Source organism: Neochlamydia sp. EPS4 (assembly GCF_000813665.1).
GTDB lineage: Bacteria > Chlamydiota > Chlamydiia > Chlamydiales > Parachlamydiaceae > Neochlamydia.
This window is the reverse complement of record NZ_JSDQ01000048.1, coordinates 40,372-57,460: the sequence shown is the minus strand read 5'-3', so window position 1 is coordinate 57,460 and position 17,089 is coordinate 40,372. Positions and strand designations below refer to the sequence as shown.

General features: G+C 36.7%; 14 protein-coding genes and 2 pseudogenes. 11 read left to right on the top strand and 5 right to left on the bottom strand.

What is annotated here, in order from left to right:
- Nucleotides 1-502: 502 nt before the first annotated feature.
- Complete coding sequence (locus DB42_RS04765; protein WP_044881962.1) at nucleotides 503-1,030, top strand: hypothetical protein; 528 nt, start codon at nucleotides 503-505, stop codon at nucleotides 1,028-1,030.
- Between the two features lie 409 nt (nucleotides 1,031-1,439).
- A complete protein-coding gene (locus DB42_RS04760) occupies nucleotides 1,440-1,691 on the top strand; it encodes a hypothetical protein (RefSeq protein ID WP_044881961.1) in 252 nt (83 codons plus the stop codon).
- A gap of 203 nt (nucleotides 1,692-1,894) precedes the next feature.
- On the opposite strand, the gene DB42_RS04755 is transcribed toward DB42_RS04760, so the two are convergent.
- Nucleotides 1,895-2,152 carry a hypothetical protein gene (locus DB42_RS04755; RefSeq protein WP_155117426.1) on the bottom strand — a complete coding sequence of 86 codons (258 nt, stop codon included), beginning with the start codon at nucleotides 2,150-2,152 and terminating at the stop codon, nucleotides 1,895-1,897.
- Nucleotides 2,153-2,430: 278 nt separating this feature from the next.
- Here DB42_RS04755 and DB42_RS04750 point away from each other — a divergent pair, with 278 nt between their 5' ends.
- Nucleotides 2,431-3,045: a hypothetical protein gene (locus tag DB42_RS04750; protein WP_052435995.1), complete on the top strand. Its 615-nt coding sequence runs from the start codon at nucleotides 2,431-2,433 to the stop codon at nucleotides 3,043-3,045.
- 303 nt (nucleotides 3,046-3,348) lie between these two features.
- On the opposite strand, the gene DB42_RS04745 is transcribed toward DB42_RS04750, so the two are convergent.
- Complete coding sequence (locus tag DB42_RS04745) at nucleotides 3,349-4,050, bottom strand: class I SAM-dependent methyltransferase (RefSeq protein WP_044881960.1); 702 nt, start codon at nucleotides 4,048-4,050, stop codon at nucleotides 3,349-3,351.
- 75 nt (nucleotides 4,051-4,125) lie between these two features.
- Nucleotides 4,126-5,580, bottom strand: a complete 1,455-nt coding sequence (gene mgtE, locus DB42_RS04740; RefSeq protein WP_044881994.1) for a magnesium transporter — start codon at nucleotides 5,578-5,580, stop codon at nucleotides 4,126-4,128.
- Nucleotides 5,581-5,786: 206 nt separating this feature from the next.
- On the opposite strand from mgtE, the gene typA reads away from it, so the two are divergent.
- A complete protein-coding gene (typA, locus tag DB42_RS04735) occupies nucleotides 5,787-7,586 on the top strand; it encodes a translational GTPase TypA (protein ID WP_044881993.1) in 1,800 nt (599 codons plus the stop codon).
- A gap of 224 nt (nucleotides 7,587-7,810) precedes the next feature.
- Here the strand turns inward: typA and DB42_RS04730 are convergent, their stop codons facing one another.
- A complete protein-coding gene (locus DB42_RS04730) occupies nucleotides 7,811-10,867 on the bottom strand; it encodes a tetratricopeptide repeat protein (RefSeq protein ID WP_044881959.1) in 3,057 nt (1,018 codons plus the stop codon).
- Between the two features lie 682 nt (nucleotides 10,868-11,549).
- Here DB42_RS04730 and DB42_RS10410 point away from each other — a divergent pair.
- The 4 genes and pseudogenes from DB42_RS10410 to DB42_RS04715 all read left to right on the top strand — a co-directional run bounded on the left by DB42_RS10410 (nucleotide 11,550) and on the right by DB42_RS04715 (nucleotide 14,494).
- On the top strand, nucleotides 11,550-11,813 hold the full coding sequence (locus DB42_RS10410) for a transposase (protein ID WP_080502738.1): 264 nt from the start codon (nucleotides 11,550-11,552) through the stop codon (nucleotides 11,811-11,813).
- Between the two features lie 20 nt (nucleotides 11,814-11,833).
- The gene (locus DB42_RS04725; protein WP_052435993.1) at nucleotides 11,834-12,667 is read left to right on the top strand and encodes an IS5 family transposase; all 834 of its coding nucleotides are present in this window, start codon (nucleotides 11,834-11,836) and stop codon (nucleotides 12,665-12,667) included.
- 282 nt (nucleotides 12,668-12,949) lie between these two features.
- Nucleotides 12,950-13,177, top strand: a pseudogene (locus DB42_RS11595) (IS1634 family transposase); the annotation flags it as partial.
- Nucleotides 13,178-13,363: 186 nt separating this feature from the next.
- Nucleotides 13,364-14,494 carry an endonuclease/exonuclease/phosphatase family protein gene (locus DB42_RS04715; protein ID WP_044881958.1) on the top strand — a complete coding sequence of 377 codons (1,131 nt, stop codon included), beginning with the start codon at nucleotides 13,364-13,366 and terminating at the stop codon, nucleotides 14,492-14,494.
- Between the two features lie 71 nt (nucleotides 14,495-14,565).
- On the opposite strand, the pseudogene DB42_RS10870 reads toward DB42_RS04715, so the two are convergent.
- Nucleotides 14,566-14,679: pseudogene (locus DB42_RS10870) on the bottom strand (transposase); the annotation flags it as partial.
- A 394-nt stretch (nucleotides 14,680-15,073) separates the two neighbouring features.
- Here DB42_RS10870 and DB42_RS04710 point away from each other — a divergent pair.
- The 3 genes from DB42_RS04710 to DB42_RS04700 all read left to right on the top strand — a co-directional run bounded on the left by DB42_RS04710 (nucleotide 15,074) and on the right by DB42_RS04700 (nucleotide 16,977).
- Nucleotides 15,074-15,358 carry an ISAs1 family transposase gene (locus DB42_RS04710; protein ID WP_052435991.1) on the top strand — a complete coding sequence of 95 codons (285 nt, stop codon included), beginning with the start codon at nucleotides 15,074-15,076 and terminating at the stop codon, nucleotides 15,356-15,358.
- A gap of 169 nt (nucleotides 15,359-15,527) precedes the next feature.
- Nucleotides 15,528-15,761 (top strand): DDE transposase family protein, encoded by a 234-nt coding sequence (locus tag DB42_RS11845; protein ID WP_052435990.1) that lies wholly within the window; start codon nucleotides 15,528-15,530, stop codon nucleotides 15,759-15,761.
- Nucleotides 15,762-16,023: 262 nt separating this feature from the next.
- Nucleotides 16,024-16,977: an IS5 family transposase gene (locus tag DB42_RS04700; protein ID WP_044881957.1), complete on the top strand. Its 954-nt coding sequence runs from the start codon at nucleotides 16,024-16,026 to the stop codon at nucleotides 16,975-16,977.
- Nucleotides 16,978-17,089: the final 112 nt, after the last annotated feature.

Genomic DNA, 17,089 nt, shown 5'->3' with positions numbered 1-17,089 from the left:
TAAGCTTGCAAGTCAACTCATCATTTTTTTGGCGAATAAGCTAAGCAGAGGGATTCCAGGAATCATAAGCACATGTTATTATTCCCCGATTAAATTTGAAAAAAACTCCAGGGAACGATTCTTAAGCCTTCTTTGTAAAGCTTTATAGCCATGGTCTTGATAAATAATCTTTAGGCGTTTTTTTTGTAAGCAGTCACGGGGTATACCCAGCTTTAGACGCGATTCTGCGGGCATCTGCAGAACAAAAAATGCTTGTAAATAGCTGTTTCCTATTTACTACACTTCCTGATTTACATTGTTTTCTGAGCATCAATATTTTAAGCATTTTTGCCCCCCCCCCCATGACCGCTTACGCAATAACACCTAAGGTAGTCTACTATTTTTTATTTATTTCAAAATAATGAATATAGTTTATATAAATTAATTATTTATTAAAAAGGTTAATTATCATATTATTTTTAATAAACAATAATTTAACGCTTAAATAACAGGAAAACAATAAATGGCTAGTACAACTTTAGCAAATTTTCAATTAATTAATGGATGGAAACCAGCCCTTGATAGCGCAAAATGGAGCGATGGGAGTCCGAAATATTTAATTGATACAAGTACAGGTAGAAAATATTGGAATGAGCCTAAAAACAGTGTTAGATTTAAATGTTTCCTACTTATTCTGGGTACGCCTATCGTTCATTCACTTGCTTCTTTGGTAAATACAGCTTATCGAATTGTGAAATTAGCTTCTTTTTCTCACTTCTGGACAGGTAAAGCAACAGAAAACTCCTATTCCTTTAAAGGAAGATTGAAAGATGCTGGGCAAGATTTATTAAGAGTTGTAACACCCCCTGTTGTTTTGGTTGGCCTTGAATTAGCGGCCATATATGGAATATTTACTCCTTATAATGGTAGAAAACTATATGCAAGTATTGAAAGGGCGCAGTATGGAAAATTCACACTAGCTCCATGCTTTCAACCAGGGCCTATTTGCCATGCTTCAGGAGGCGCTCCCCAAAAGCGAAACCCCTTTTAAAATTATCCCTACATAGGGATAGGCACACCCAGTAACAATTGACTGCAAACTGGGATCTAAGTTTGAATGCTTTAGTTAGCCAATCGGCACATTTTAAGATTCCCTTTTGTTTTGGGAAGTAAAGCCTTGTTTGTTTTAACTAGCACCTCTATAGCTTTAGAAAACCTTTTGCTGCTAGAAATGCTAGGTTAAAGCCAAGGGCTAGCCCTCAGCCTGTTTGGACACCTTCAATAATATACTTGAGAGACTATCTTACCTCCCCCTTAGTTAGTCTTACTAACCTGTCTTATCAAGGATCTATAAGGTTGGTATGAAACAAATTATTTAAGATAATTCAGAGAAGAAAAGGAGGGTTAAGCACAAGAGATACCCCCTTTAGCCATTCATTAGGTTTTTGAATGGAAAAACTATGAAAGTTCCTGGGGAAGTCGCTTACAATAAAGGAGTCAATCCTTTTGGACATACAAAACGAAAAGATGACAAGCTATCTTATAGCGTTAGAGAGCGCTTATCACGGGTACTACCATCTATCCTAAGGATTTCTTCCTTAGAAAGCATTTACGATTTATTGATAAGAGGAAATATCTCCCCTTGTTTGAGAAAAATTTCCTCTTTATTTAAGAAGAAGCTTTCAGAAGAAGCTACTCAGAAAAAACCCTGATTTTACGGCTACCTGTAGACATAGCCATTCTGTTAAAATATTCGAAAGCAGGAGGCTCTAAAGTTATGACGAAACCAACAAGGGCAAAGAACGTAATTGCCAGGGATACTTTTTTAAGATTCCCTTGCGTAGAGGCTATCTCTCATTAATAACCAATCTTCAATATTGCCTGGATAAATCCATAGAATTATTAATCAAAAGGCCTATAAGCTAGATGGGGAAGGGTAATTCCATAGGCATGCTAGCTCTTGAGGAACCTCAAAATGAACAGGTTGTTCAGGAATGGCAGGAGGAGTGGACATCATTAAATTTGCTTTGTCTATAGCTGCTATGAATAAATTTTGAAGAAAAGCAAAAACTTTATCGGCCCAAGAAACTAATGTTTGGAATGCTTCAGGAAAGTATAAAGCGATGACGTAAAACAATAAACCAAAGAAAATAAAATATAAAATAAATTTCATGTACTCGCTCCCTACTTGATCCTATAAACGCTTCTCGAAAAACTAATTATAAGGTGACTTTTAATTATAAAACAACCTAAAAGCCTATCCCCTAACCATTATTTTAATACAGGCAGCAAGCTTAGCGGCCTGCATAGACAGCTTCTAATTAATTTTTTCTACCCTCATTAAATTTTAAAGCCTACTCCAGTAATTAAAATTCATCGACTTTTAAAAAGAAATAAACTTAAATTGTTGGTAGCCCACTTGCTATTTACCATTCTATCTAAGGAGGCTACATGCTAAAAAAAAAGCTAATCATCCTTCTATTTCTCTTTGTAGCTTTTAACAAGCTAACCATTCAAGCCGAAGAGATCCCTTCAAAATTTTTTATTAGACAGCATTGGATTTCTCTTACCCATACTTTCGATATTCTTTCTAAAGATCAACCTATGGGAACTGTGCATCGTAAGCATATTAAGGAAGGAGCTTCCCATTATTTGTTTTATGATGCCCATAATAAATTACAAGCAAAAGCTTATATGAGTTTTTTTGATTGGGGAGCGAGCCTTGACATTTATGATGGAGACGAACAATTATTAGGAAAAGTAGAAGAAAAAATTGTTCACTTTTTCCCCATTTTCGATCTATATCGTGCAGATGGCTATCATGCTGCTTCAGCAAAGATAAATCTTTGCGGCACTAAATATACCGTTATCGACCCTGCTACCCATCAAGTGTTTGCCTACCTATGGAGGCATTTTTTTAGCTTAAAAGATGATTGGACGGTAGAGATCCTAGATCCTACTTTGTTCCGCGAACAGGCTATCGATTATCGTCTGCTTATACTGATGCTAACTTTCCAAATTGATCATTATCATTGGCAAAACATGAATCCCAATAGCTCTTTATAAAAGGCTTTGTTGCCCCTCGACCTTCTTAAGTTTTTTTCTCCACTTTTCTGCTTGATTAAGCCTACCTTAAGAATTATCAAGCAGAAGGGGGAGAAAGAGTGTAGATTGAATATTAGATCCCCTAACATAAAAGCTTATGGTTTAAAAGATGCCTTCACATGACCTTTAAAGGATACATGCATGGAAAAAAAAATGTATGGATGGAAAACTTTGGTTAGCTTCTCTTATAAATTAGCAATTTAAATCACTTTCACGTACGCCAAAGAGAAATTTTTCTGCTATTCTTTCATGACTTATTGCCAGCTATTTCTTAATTTGAATATAAACGTCCGCCTTCCCCCAGGTAAAAGGTGCTGAAAAACGTTTCATAATTTCAAATGTAGGCTCCTCGGTATAGTCAGTTAGAGGATAGCTGACCGTGATGATGCGTGTACCTGCTGCTAACTGTTTTAGCTGTTCAATTAACCTTTTGATGGTTTGATCTTCTAAACAAGTACCATACAAATAGATGACAGAAGCTTTAGTAAGATCTGCTAATAAAAAATTTTCTTGCTTAAATTCTAAATGGGTAATTTTTAATTTATGCTGAATACGCTTAGCACGAAGAATAAAATCTGGAACCATATCCAAACCTACCACACGGCAGCCTGTAAACTTTTGTAGCCAAAAGCAGGTACGGCCACGCCCACACCCTAGTTCAATGACAAGATCCTGCGGGTGAATACGCGCTTCTTTAGAAATTTTTTCTAATGTGGTTAAGGGTGTTTCTCCATAAATGTATTCCTCGCTATCTGAGCGGCAAGAAAAATAGCGACGACTCACGGTAAAGGGATTATCAAAAAGATACATAAGAAGAAGTGAGCTATCCACTACAGCATAAGAAAGCTTGCGGTAATAACGATAGATAACCTTTACATATTCTCGAAGATTTTTTACCTTTACTACTAAATTGACGCTAAGCAAAGTAAGATACTCTTTCACATCTTTTCCTTCAATTTTAGGCATAATTTCTCTTCCTTAAGGCCTCTTAAGCTGGTAAATTTAAAAACTGTGGCCACTTATTAAAGTTTGTTTTTTCCTTTAAGTAATGAAAGCATAAACTAAGCGAGCAAAGAGAAAAAAGATCAAAGTGGATAATACATCATTGAAAGCTGTGACGATAGGTCCAGAAGCAACCGCCGGATCGATGCCAAACCGCACAAAAAAGAAGGGCGAAAAAGAGCCTAGCATTGTTGCCGCTAAGCAGGCCCCAAACACTCCGCAAGAAACTGTAATCCCTAGGGATAAAGGATCAGCCTGAAGATGGTGCACTCCAAAGTAATTAAGAAGATAGACTACAGTTCCACAAATTAAACCAAATACTAATCCAATCAGTAAGCCTATAGCAAGCTCACGGCTAATAGCCTCACTTTTATATCCGGGAGAAATATCCCCTGTTGACAATCCTCGTACGAGGATAGTGCTACACTGAATCCCTACATTTCCCGACATACCCGTAATGAGAGGCACAAAAAAAGGTAGTAAAGCAAACCAAGAACGATCATAAAAATGAGACATGACCCCGGTAGAAACTAAGCCTGCACATAGAGTCACCATCAGCCAAGGAGCTCTTCCTAAAAACCTTTTTAAAATAGGTTCGTACTCCCTATAATCTTCGGCAGTACCAGCAATATTAGCAATCGTTTCATCAGCAATATCTTCCATGGCCTCTACTACACTTTCATAGGTAATCACTCCTCTTAAATGCTCATTTTCATCCACAACAGGCAAGGCGGGAATTTTATAACGCTCGACGACATCTACTACTTCATCACGAGAAACATCTACAGTGACTTTCTGTAAAATTGGACGCATGATTTGGCGCAAAGGCAGATAATGAGGATTTACAATAAGATTTCGACCCGGTACATAACCCACCAGCTGGCCCTCATCATTCAAAACAAAAATACGGCGTGTCAACTCTATCCCCGGATTATCACGAATATAAGCGGACACTTCCCCAATGGTAGTATTCATATGAAAAGCAAAAAATTCGTCTGTCATTAAGCGACCCGCACTATGTCGGTCATGCTTTTGAAGCTCTTTAATGCGTTGCGCTTTTTTAGGTTCTAAAAGATCAAAGACTCTTCTCATTCTTCGATCAGACATATCGTCTAAGATCCAGACTGCCTCATCAGGAGGCATTTTTTCTATCAAACTTTTAATTTCGCTGTCATCAATCTGCCGAAAGATTGCCGAGCGTGTAGAGCTGCTCGTATTGATCATAAAAATAATTTTGCCATTCAAATCAGGAAGATTTTCATAGACAATTACACGCGCCTGAGGAGGCAAACGGGTTACGGCATGGGCCATATCAATAGGATCATGCTGGCTAGCAATTTTAGCTACATCATGCAAAACAATATCAGAGGTATGCTGATGAAAAGCATCTTCAAGCTTTTCATTTAATACATCATCGAGATGGCTTCTTTTTGAATCTAATAAGCTAAAAGTATAGCCATGTTCTTCGTCATTATCTTCTTTTTTATTATGAATTGTAGCTTCCAAGACGCCTCCACATCGAATCTCCGAGAGAAGTTATTAGCTTTAGGGTTATTCAGTTTAAAGGCTAGATAGTAATTTAAACAACATAAAACGCTCCCTAGTTTTGCAAAAAATACTTTAAGCATTGAAATCTATACTTAAAGCGTGTTAGCATTAATAAGTTTCATATTAATAATTCACAAAAGTATACCTTTATGATGCCATCAAAGAATAAGATTCGTAATATAGCTATTATCGCTCACATTGACCATGGAAAAACCACTCTATTGGATGCCTTACTTAAGCAGTCCAATATTTTCCGAGATAATCAACAAATACCCGAACGTATCATGGATTCCTATGATCAAGAGAAAGAGCGGGGAATTACAATCTTTGCTAAACACACTGCCGTCCAATTTGAAGATTTCAAAATCAATATTATCGATACGCCTGGACACGCGGATTTTTCTGGGGAAGTAGAACGAATTCTTGGGATGGTCAACTCGGTATTACTACTAGTCGATGCGCAAGAAGGCCCTATGCCCCAAACGCGTTTTGTATTATCTAAATCTCTTAAAATGGGTCTAAAACCTATTGTCGTTCTTAACAAGATCGATCGTCCGCATGCCAATCCCGACAAAGTTTTAGATCTTACCTTTGATCTTTTTAATGAGCTAGGGGCCACTGACGAGCAACTAGACTTCCGCTATTGCTATGCCTCAGGGTTATCGGGATTTGCTACCCAACATGTTAATGATCCTCGTGAAGATATGCGTCCACTTTTTGAATTGATTATCGATGCAGTTCCTGAACCTAAAGGGGACCTTGAAAATCCTTTCCTTATGCAAGTCTCTACTATCTACTACGACGACTTCTTAGGCCGCCAAGCTTCAGGACGTATTTTAGAAGGCTCCCTTAAGAAAGGCCAACAGGTCATCCACATTGATGCTTCTGGCAAGCAGACAAAATCAACGATTTCCCGCATAGAAGGCTTTCGTGGCCTAGAAAGAATTGAGCTCGAAGAAGCTTCCGTAGGCGATATTGTAATTTTATCCGGGATCCCTTCAATTATGATCGGCGATACCCTCACCGATCCAGGTAAAATTGTTCACCTTCCTCCTATCAAGCTGGATGAGCCTACCGTCTCTATCGACTTTACTGTCAACAACAGCCCCTTTGTAGGTCGTAGTGGTAAGCATGTAACCATGAACAAACTCCGTGAGCGCCTAGAGAAAGAGAAAAAAGCAAATATCTCCTTACGTATCGATGCCACGGATGAAAAAGTTTCTGTCGCTGGAAGAGGTGAATTGCATTTGGCCGTACTTATTGAAGCAATGCGCCGCGAAAGCTTTGAATTTAGTATCTCTAAGCCTACCGTCGTGATTAAAGAAATCGAGGGTGAAAAGAATGAACCGATGGAACGTGTGCATATTGAAGTGCCTGAAGAATATGCCGGCACAGTGATCGAAGAGCTATCCCGCCGTAAAGGTGAAATGCAGCATCTGGATACCGATGAGCATAAAATCACCCGTATGGAATTTTTAATGCCTACACGGGGATTAATGGGCTACCGTAATGAATTTTTAACACAAACACGTGGCTTAGGGATTCTTACCTCTATCTTTGAAAACTTCTCCCCATGGAAAGGTGTAATTCCTGGTCGTCTACGTGGAGTATTAGTCTCTATGGCCCCAGGAAAAGCCACAGGATACTCGCTTTTCAACTTGCAAGATCGAGGTACCATGTTTGTCTCACCAGGTGATGATATTTATGAGGGCATGATCGTCGGCGAAAATAGCCGCGATAATGACTTGATGGTCAACGTTTCTAAAGGCAAACAGCTAACGAATATGCGTGCCTCCGGCAGTGATGAAAACGTTATCTTAGTGCCTGCCCGTAGATTTACTCTCGAACAAGCAATCGACTATATTCAAGACGATGAGCTGATCGAAGTCACCCCGGATGCCATTCGCATGCGTAAACGCTTCCTTACCGAGCAAGAACGTAAACGTAAGTAAACTTATAAAAAGAAAGGTAGAGAAAGTATCTTATGGATACTTTCTCTACCTATGCTAAGCAGGCGATTTGTTGGCGCCTTTTCTTTTTCTACTCCCCTTTTACCTATTCTCCTGCATTTTAGCTTCGCCTAGCTTTTCTGAGCTGACCTTTCTAGCAGAGTAGAAGGCTGGGCTAGGCTTATGTTTAAAGTTGCCAGAGATAAAAACTGACGTTTCATTAGGCCTCAAGCATACGCAATTAAATAATTGATAAATTTATCATTTTGAAGCATTCTTTTTACAATTTCTTCTTTTAATTGTTTAGCTTCCTGCGCCTCTTTAGGAGGAATCCTAGTTAGTCCTTTTCCTAATTTGTTATAATAATAAAGTGATTCAGTAATGGCTACAAATGCTTCAGCAGGAGAGTTTTTTTCTAAATAAAGCTTAGTAAGATAATGTTTAGATTTAGCACTAATCCTCCAATCAGTTTTAGAATATTTTAAAGCTTGTTCAAGATAGTTCTTTGCTTGTTCAAAACATTCTTGTTGTTTTTTATGAGCATCAGAATTACAACCTATATCTAAATAGAGCTGCCCTAAAGAAAGAAAGATCTCACCTGCTTTAATATGGTCTCTTTGCACCATCTCAACAGCTCCTTTAAAGCCATTTTCCTTATTCCCTACTTCCAGTCTCTCTAAAGCTTTTCTATAGTAATCATTCTTTTTATATTTTTCTGAGGATATTTGTGCCAACTTAAGATATACTTTACCCAGTTGGAGGTTACAATATCCTTCATTAAACTCATCACGCGTTTCTTTCTCGCCTACGATTTCCTTTTCTTTAAATAGGTTAAGATAAAGTTTTTCTGCTTCTAACACTTGTTGTTCATTGCCCTCTAGAAGAAGCCAACCTAACCCCTGCCTTTGGAAAATTATAATATCGAAAGGATTGGGATTTCTAGCCAAATCAATGTTACTTAATACTTTTTTTAAAGCAATATCTCCTAAAACTTTTCTTTGGGCTAGGTCTCCTAGTTCTTTTTTTAAAATAATATCAAGTAAGGTTTTTTTCTGTAGACTATCATTTGCTAGCTTTCTCTGAGTAATCTTACCCATTCCTTTTCTCAGAGTCATCTCACCTACTATTTTTCTTAAAACAATATCAGCAAGCAAGTTTCTCTGAATGTCAAGAGCTATTTCAAAATGCTCTTTAGCTTGAGATAATTCTCCAGCGTGAAAATGAACTCTACCCAAGTAATGAAAGGCTTGAGCACAAAGGGCAGGAAGTTCTATATGCCTTTCCGGAAACTTACAAATTTTTTCAAATGATAAATCTTCTAATTCAACTCCAGCAATCTGTAAGCTTTTTTTAAATGCTTGCCGAGCTTCAAAAAAGTTATTGGATTGCACATGGTAATTACCTACGACATTATAAAGATGGACAAAGCAAGGCTTTAGCTCATCTTTCAAGTTATACTTTTCTGCAAACTCTATAAGAGATTCTAGGTGATTTAGAAGATCTTGCTTAGGATTATACCCATTAGTAAAACGCATATCTAATTTATAATTTTTTTTAAGAAAATAAAGGAATTCTGTTAAAATTTTTTTGGGGGGTTCTCCTTTTTCCTCCGCTTTTTCCCTAAGCACTTCTTGTAAAAATGGATGGACTTTCCATCCACCTTGTCCATCCCTAACAATTAAAGAATAATTCTCGAATAAATCTAAGGTAGATCTAAATACATCCGATTTACCTTTCTCTTTAAACCAAAGCCGTAGTATCGATTCATTAATAAAATAAGGATTAAAAAAAGAAATTACAAACATACAATCCTCACCTTTAGGCTGTATTCGCTTGCATTCTTGTATGTTCAAAGAATATATACCCTTTAAAAGTTGATTAACATCTATTGCGGTAAGATCTTTTTTATCTACCTTTACAAATTTCAACATATCAATAAAAAAATTTAATATATGAGTCTTCTCTGGTTTTTTTGTAAAACTTTCTAACTGCGCGAGATAGGAATCTACCAAAGGATCAAATGAATTAGCCTGTTGTGTGTATTTGAAATGAATAGCTGCTTGCTTGATAGCTAATGGTAAGTAAGAGACTTGACGTAGTAATTCACGTTTTGAGGTATTCGCTTGCTTAAAAGCCCAGTGATCTTTTCCAAGGTTAAGTTGGAAAATCTCAAGAGCTTCTTCTTCGCTAATAGAATTTTTTTGTATATTAAAAGACATTATTCCATTTAACTCTTCCTGAGCGATAAGTAAAATTTTTCCTTTTGAACTGTCGGGGAAAAAAGTTTGCAAACTTTCATAGTTAATAGGATCTACATTGTCAATGACAAAAAGCCAATTCGGCCTATTAGCAAGCTTTTTATTGACCTCTGAAATAACTTTCGATTCCTGGGCGTCAAGAGGAAGGTCACCTACTAAATTTTCAGCAAATTTCCTATAAGAATAACGAAAAGTTTCTATGTTCTTCATGTCACCAAAGAATACTGTGCGGGTAGTATTCGTTTGGCTTTTCATTTTTTTTTCATAATCTTTTACATATTGTTTAGCTAAAGTAGTTTTTCCAGAACCTGCTGTTCCTATAATTGCTACTTTTTGTATTGTAGATTCTTGCGCTTTGAATGCATCATTTAACCCATTAAAACTCTGTATTTGAATCAACCCTTTTAAGGAAGATAAAACTTCTGGAGAGAGATCAATGTTATTTATTTCCTCTTTAGGAACAAAAAATTCCCATACACCTATAATACTTCCCAAGAGGCTTAAATAATAAAAAGGTTTTTTTGAGATCTTCCCAATTTTCTCTAACATAGAGATATCAGTACTTTTTCTATCTGCATTACTATTTTTCTGTACTGTATCTAAATCCACTTTTTGCAGGCCATCCTTAGTTTCTATTAAACTTTTCCCACTTACTCCTTTTTGTACATTGATCAGCCTATATGCACCAATAGTTTTCTTTAAGATTTCCTCAATTCTTCTTTCCTGTATTTTAAATTGTCTATTAATCTTTTTGCTATAAAAAGCTCTTTTTTTAATTATTAGAGGATAAATAGATCGGCAAGGAGAACTTTCTAATGTACTAACTTTAGTAACTCTAATATGCCTAAATGTACTGATTGATTGTTGGCTGATACAGGAGCCATGGAAAAGGGTAGATATTGAGTTAGGATATAAGAGAGAGGAAGAATTAGGTTTATGCCTTGTATATATAGATGGAACTTTTTCAAGCCTAGGATACAAGCTTCTGCTTAAAGGGGAAGCTGATTTTGAAGTCGAAATTGACATATTGTTAAACCTAATTTAAGTTAAAAAATTTTTTAAATAAAAAGTTAAAATAAAAGAAATATTTCCAGCCTAGCCTTTAACTTATTTAAGGCCTCTAGCTGGACGGACTGAATAGTGGCTAATCTTTGAATTTAAGTCAAAATTTATAGCTTTTTGAAAATACAAGCAGGGAAATTGCATGGCCTGTGAACCTGTCAATTATTCTGTATAAATCATTTCAGTTATGAAAAAAATTGCCTTACTTTCGGTAATTTTTTAAACTGCTTAGGAAGTGATTTTATTGCATCGGTAGTTCAGATTATATGACAAAGAGCCGGAGGAAAAATCAAAAAAGTTCTCGACATTTTATCAATAAACTACCTATGGCTTTACAGCTAAAGGATATTTAGTTCGGCATGATTTAAGGAGTGTTTCTTGCTTAAACAAGATTTTGAGAGCGTTTTTCCTCCCAAATTGCTATGATTTCTTTACGCATAAATCATTCCAAAACTCTTAATTTCTTGCAAAGTTTACTAGGAAACCAAATAAGCTAAACAATCAACAAGACCTTCTTTTTAAATTCCTCTTTAGCAATGAACTTAATCAAGATCATCCTGCTGTCCAGCTATCCAAGTTGATTGAATGAAAGCAGCTGGAAGAAGAGTTTGATAAGCTGTTTGTAGAAAATGTAGGCCAACCAGCTATGCCTGTAAGGCTAGTTGTAGGGTTCTTTATCTTGCAATCCATGTATGGATTATCGGATGAGAGTGTGGTGTATCGATGGGTAAAAAATCCTTATTGGCAATATTTTTGCGGATATGATCATTTCCAGTATGAGCTGCCTATCCACCCTACTTCTTTAATTAAATGGAGACTTAAGGTTAGAGAAGTTGAACTTAGTAAAGTCTTACAAGGAACGATTGCAGTAGCAGTTTTGACAGGCGCGGTAAAAAAAAGCCTTAAATAAGTCATTGCCGATAAACCATAATGCCTAAAGCTATCGCTTTTCCTACCGATGCCAAGCTTTACTTTAAGTCTATTCAGGCGCTTACAAAAATGGCTGATAATTACCAAATTACTTTGCGACAAACTTACAAGAATCTAGCTAAAACAGCTTTGTGCATGCGTGCTCGTTATGCATATGCTCGTCAAATGGAAAGAGCTAAAAGAGAAGAGAAAAGGCTGCATACTTACTTGGGAAGAGTAATACGCGATTTTAAAAGAAAGATAGAAGGACAAAAGTTAGATCAAGAAGGCTCCTTTCTTTTAGATACTATTAAACGTATTTTTAACCAAAAAAGAAACGATTCGCCTAGGGTGTATAGCTTGCATGAGCCCCATGTGGAATGTATTGCTAAAGGTAAAATTGAGAAAAGATATGAATTTGGCTGCAAGGCTTCACTAGTGATTACCCATCAAGAAGGATTAGCTTTAGATGTTAGAGCCATTCATGGCAATCCGTACGATGGGCATACGCTTGAAGAAGCTATTAAGAAAGCTCAACATAATAGCGGCAAGAACATAGAAGTAGCTTTTGTAGATAAAGGTTATCGAGGTCATACGGTAGAAGGTAAAAGCATATTTATTTCTGGGCAAAGAAAAGGCCTAACTCACTGGATTAAAACTCAACTCAAAAGACGCCAAGCGATAGAACCCCATATCGACCACATGAAGAATGATGGCAAACTGGGACGCAATTACCTTAAGGGCCGTTTGGGAGATTGTTTTAACGCCATTTTATGTGGAATTGGCCATAACATGCGTTTAATTTACAACTGGCTAGTCGCTCAAAATTCTCCCAAACATCTTTATTCAGGCTAAAAAAACTCGTTTTCTTCTTTAAATTGCTTGGACGTTCTATCTTGAAGGCTACCTCCTGCTCTAAAACTCTTAATTTTTAGCCAATTTTCATACTCATCAACAAAAATTCTTGGATTTGCAGTTTTTTAACTTGGGGCTAAAAGAAAATTCATAATTTTTCTTTCTAAAATGGATGCAATGAAGAAATTTTTAAGGTTAATTCAGGTCGAACTACTTAGCTATCGCCTAGAAGGTACAGTAGCTTGCTCTTTGCTTAACAAAGCAGAGTTAGAGAGGAGCAAAGGGTTTTTCGTCTTAGCAACTAATGATATGGACGTAACCGCTTTTCCTGCTTAGGAAGTGTTGAAAACATATAAAGCACAGCAAAGTGTAGAAAGAGGATTTAGATTCTTGAAAAGCTCGGATTTCCTAGTCTCTTCTTTCTTTTTAAAAAAGCCAGAAAGAATTGAAGCTCTTTTAATGGTAATGACTCTATGCCTTTTAGTCTATTCTGCGCTTGAATATAAAATTTGGAGAAAAGATGCTCTTAAAATCTTGCCTAAGTGAGAAAGACTCCTTAAATCGTGTAAAACTACATAGTCCCCATCACAGAGTTAATAAAAAATCGTGAAAAAAACCTTTTAAAATTTAATAAACTATAGATATGGTATAGATTTTCCTGTAATATTTGTACACTATCATGAAAGGTAATTTTATATGAATCCACCCATAACTAACAACAGTCCTTCAAAAAATCATGTTAATTCTACTAGTTTCGATAAGCAAGGCACTGAAGAGAGAAAGGAAGAAGTAAAAAATTTAAGTATTAAAATTATGTCTTATAACGTTTGTAATTCTGATAAAGTTGCAAAAGACTCCAGTCTTTGCTGGGAGAGCAGAAAAGGCCGCATATTTAAGCTAATTTTAGAGGAGTCTCCCGACATTATATGCTTTCAAGAAATTCGCAATGCAGACAATATTTGCGTGATGGCAGACTTATGGAATAATCTTGGTAATAAGGAGTATGATATTATCTCTTTTAGAAATAATCCTACCCCTGCTTCGTTTATCAATGTTATTGCTTATAAAATGTCAGTGTTGTCTCTTGATAAGGTATTTAGGTGGTGGCCATCAGAGAAAACTCCATACCAACTTTCTGATGATTGGGGAGATGGATGGGGCCGAGTGACCTTAATGGCCAAGTTTTATCCTTTAACTTATCAAGAAGTAAAAAATAAGAAAGTAATGTGGCCTAACTTCAACAAGGAGCCGCTCTACGTGGTTAATCTACATAATTGCCTAGAGCTTGAAAAAAGATGCCAGGCTAATAAGAACACAGTAGAGCGGATTAAACAAGAAGTTAAAGGTGGAAAAAAAGAAGAAGAAATTAAAGGACATGTATTTGTGTGCGGAGATTATAATAATTTCCCGGATAATAAGGATGATAATGGACATGGAGGAAGCGACGAGCTAAAGTATTTTACGGATCAGGGGTATGAAGAAGTTTCAAGCGAGCTATACTTAAAAACTACAGAAGAAGCTGTAGAGAAGAAGGTTAGGGTATCAGGCACATTTATTGGCTTCTCAAATGATCCATATCCCCCACCTGAACCTAATACTTTTGGGGCTCAATTAGATCATATTCTTTATAAACACTTTCCTACTCCGCTTGTCAATAAAATTAACTTTGACTACTATGTAAATCCTAAAAAATATTTTGAGGATAGGGAAAATGAAGTATCCTCAGAAAAAGAAGCTTTATATGATCATCATACGGGCGAAAGCCTTCGCGATAAATTTCCTTCAGATCATCTACCTTTAGTTGCAGTAGCTAATAATATTTGGTAATAGAGTTTAGTATGGATTATCGAAGCTTTAAATTGCTGGTTCTTCGGGGTTTTGCGTGGTAAAAGCTTATTTTAAGAAAAAGAATCTATTATTTTTATCCTAATGTTTTCAAAATTTACAAAACCATACGCTTTTCTTTTAATAAGCTTAATTTTGCTATTAACTCCCTCCCCAAAACCATTGCTTATTCAGGAAAATTGCATGAAAATTTAAGGTGACATAGCACGAAGTACAATTATCCCTATCTAGCCCCTACAAAGGAGGGATGGATGGATAATCATAAGCCAAATAGTGTTTTTGCTCTATTAAAGGATGTGAGAAATCAAAGAAATCAAATTTATAATTTGCTTGATATTACTATCATCATTGTCTTAGCGATTCTATACGGGGTAGCTGATTGAGCAACAATCCATTTAGGGGCATTTTTTAACCTACCTTAGCTGTAGAGGCATAGAGCTTGCCTAGCAAACGTGTTATCGCTAGATACGTTAGAAAGATTTTTCCGCTATGTTTCTGCTTCTGATTTTGAAAAATGTTTTTGTGTAATGGCCACACAATATTGCTGGATCCATTAAAGGAGTGATTGCTATAGATGGCAAAACGTTAAGAGGCTCTCAAGGCGCAGCTAGTGAAGGAAAAGCTATTCACGTAGCCAATGCATTTGCAACAGAGAATCAGTTAATACTTAGTCGACTTGCTACGGATAAAAAGCCAAACGAAATAATCGCCATCCTTTTGCTGTTGGATATACTTGATATCAAAGGAGCTACCATTACCATAAATGCAGCAGAATTTCAAAAGGATAAGCTTAAACAAATTTGCAATCAAGGAAAAAGGGCATTATCCACTGGCACTAAAGGGTAATCAAGGGATTACATCCACAAACTAAAAAATTTTTTATACAAGCCATAAAAGTAATACCTTAAAGAAGCGAGTGGAGGTAATTTTTTGAATAAAGAAAAAATAGAGATTGTTTTGAAAAGCGAGAGGTTTAGTGTACTTACGAGTTAGACTGGCTGCCTAAAAAGAATGGATGGATCTGCACACGTTGATCTGTATGGACAGCACCAGGCTTATTAAAAATAAAACATCACTAGAGGTTAGATACTATATTAGTAGTGAAAAGGCTAGCGCAGAAAAGACTGGGCATAGAACACGTTCGTATTGGCCTATAGAGAATAAGACGTCTTGGCAATTAGATGTTTCCTATGGGAAACACAAGAGCAAAGTCCGTAAAGAATACGGTCCCAACAATCTATCTATTTGAAAAGACATACAATGGATCTGCTAAAAGCTGATACAAAAACAAAAGCTAAGAATCAAGAATAAGAGAGCAAAAACTGTATGGTATCGAGAATATATAATGATAATGCTAAATAATAAATGAAATCTTCATACAATTTTTCCTATAAATCGTGTTATAAAATGGCGTTGTTGCGTAAATGCTAAGAAGTGTATGCGATAAGATTGCCCTTTAGCACATAAGAGCTATAAAATCTAGTTTGCTTAAACAAAAATATAGGCAGGCTATGGAAAAAAAGCTTAACTACCGCATACGTAGCTGGTCCGATTATAACAAAGCTTTAGAACAAAGAGGAAGCATAACTTTATGGTTTTCGGATGAAACCATTAAAGGATGGAGGGAAAATAAAAGCACGGGGAAGAAGGGCCGTCCAAGAATTTACTCTGCTGACGCTATCCTATGCGTGTTGATGATTAGAGCGGTTTATCATTTACCCCTCCGTGCTGTGCGAGGGTTTGTGTCATCGCTGATTACTTTGCTGGATTTGGGATTGCCTGTTCCTTGTTATACCCGCATTTGTAGGCGTGCTAAAGAGCTTGGGCAAGATCTTACAAAGCTAAGCCGTAAGCGTCCGACAGACATAGCCTTTGATTCCACTGGAGTGAAAGTTTATGGCGAAGGAGAATGGAAAGTACGCCAGCATGGCAAAGCAAAACGGAGGACTTGGAGAAAGATTCACTTAAGCGTTTGCCCAGACTCGCATGAGATTATCTTGAGTGAATTAACACATAGCAATAAGGCCGATGATTTAGTGGCGAGCCAAATGATCCCCAAGCTGCCAAAGAGCGTAAAGACCACTTATGGAGATGGTGCTTATGATAGACAAGCTTTCTATCGATCGTCTTATGTTCGGGGGATAGATCCTGTAGTGCCTCCAAGAAGAAGAGGAACGCTAAGCCAAGAGACGGACAAACCTTGGATGAAAAAAAGAAATGATAACTTAAAAGTCATTCAAGGTTTGGGAGGAGATGATGAGGCTAGGCAGCTTCGGAAAAAGCTTAGTGGCAATCATAGAAGATCGCTTGCCGAAACGGCGATGTATCGCTTTAAAAGAAGCTTTGGAGGAGATTTTCGCTCTAGGAAGCTAGACTATCAGCGAGCAGAATTATATGCTAAATCTTTGGTGATGAACAAGATGACAGAACTTGGAATGCCCCAAGGACAATGGGTACTAACTTGATAAGCTTTTAAACAGACCAACTATTAGGTCATTTACGCAACAAGGCCTTATAAAATAATAATATTTCTCTTTTTTATATACCCTATAAAAAACTAGAGAGCAGGAAGTACAA

Coding starts and splice junctions, on each gene's coding strand:
- DB42_RS04765 (WP_044881962.1), top strand. CDS start 503: ATGGCTAGTACAACTTTAGCAAATTTTCAATTAATTAATGGATGGAAA.
- DB42_RS04760 (WP_044881961.1), top strand. CDS start 1,440: ATGAAAGTTCCTGGGGAAGTCGCTTACAATAAAGGAGTCAATCCTTTT.
- DB42_RS04755 (WP_155117426.1), bottom strand. CDS start 2,152: ATGAAATTTATTTTATATTTTATTTTCTTTGGTTTATTGTTTTACGTC.
- DB42_RS04750 (WP_052435995.1), top strand. CDS start 2,431: ATGCTAAAAAAAAAGCTAATCATCCTTCTATTTCTCTTTGTAGCTTTT.
- DB42_RS04745 (WP_044881960.1), bottom strand. CDS start 4,050: ATGCCTAAAATTGAAGGAAAAGATGTGAAAGAGTATCTTACTTTGCTT.
- typA (WP_044881993.1), top strand. CDS start 5,787: ATGCCATCAAAGAATAAGATTCGTAATATAGCTATTATCGCTCACATT.
- DB42_RS04730 (WP_044881959.1), bottom strand. CDS start 10,867: ATGTCAATTTCGACTTCAAAATCAGCTTCCCCTTTAAGCAGAAGCTTG.
- DB42_RS10410 (WP_080502738.1), top strand. CDS start 11,550: ATGCCTGTAAGGCTAGTTGTAGGGTTCTTTATCTTGCAATCCATGTAT.
- DB42_RS04725 (WP_052435993.1), top strand. CDS start 11,834: ATGCCTAAAGCTATCGCTTTTCCTACCGATGCCAAGCTTTACTTTAAG.
- DB42_RS04715 (WP_044881958.1), top strand. CDS start 13,364: ATGAATCCACCCATAACTAACAACAGTCCTTCAAAAAATCATGTTAAT.
- DB42_RS11845 (WP_052435990.1), top strand. CDS start 15,528: ATGGATCTGCACACGTTGATCTGTATGGACAGCACCAGGCTTATTAAA.
- DB42_RS04700 (WP_044881957.1), top strand. CDS start 16,024: ATGGAAAAAAAGCTTAACTACCGCATACGTAGCTGGTCCGATTATAAC.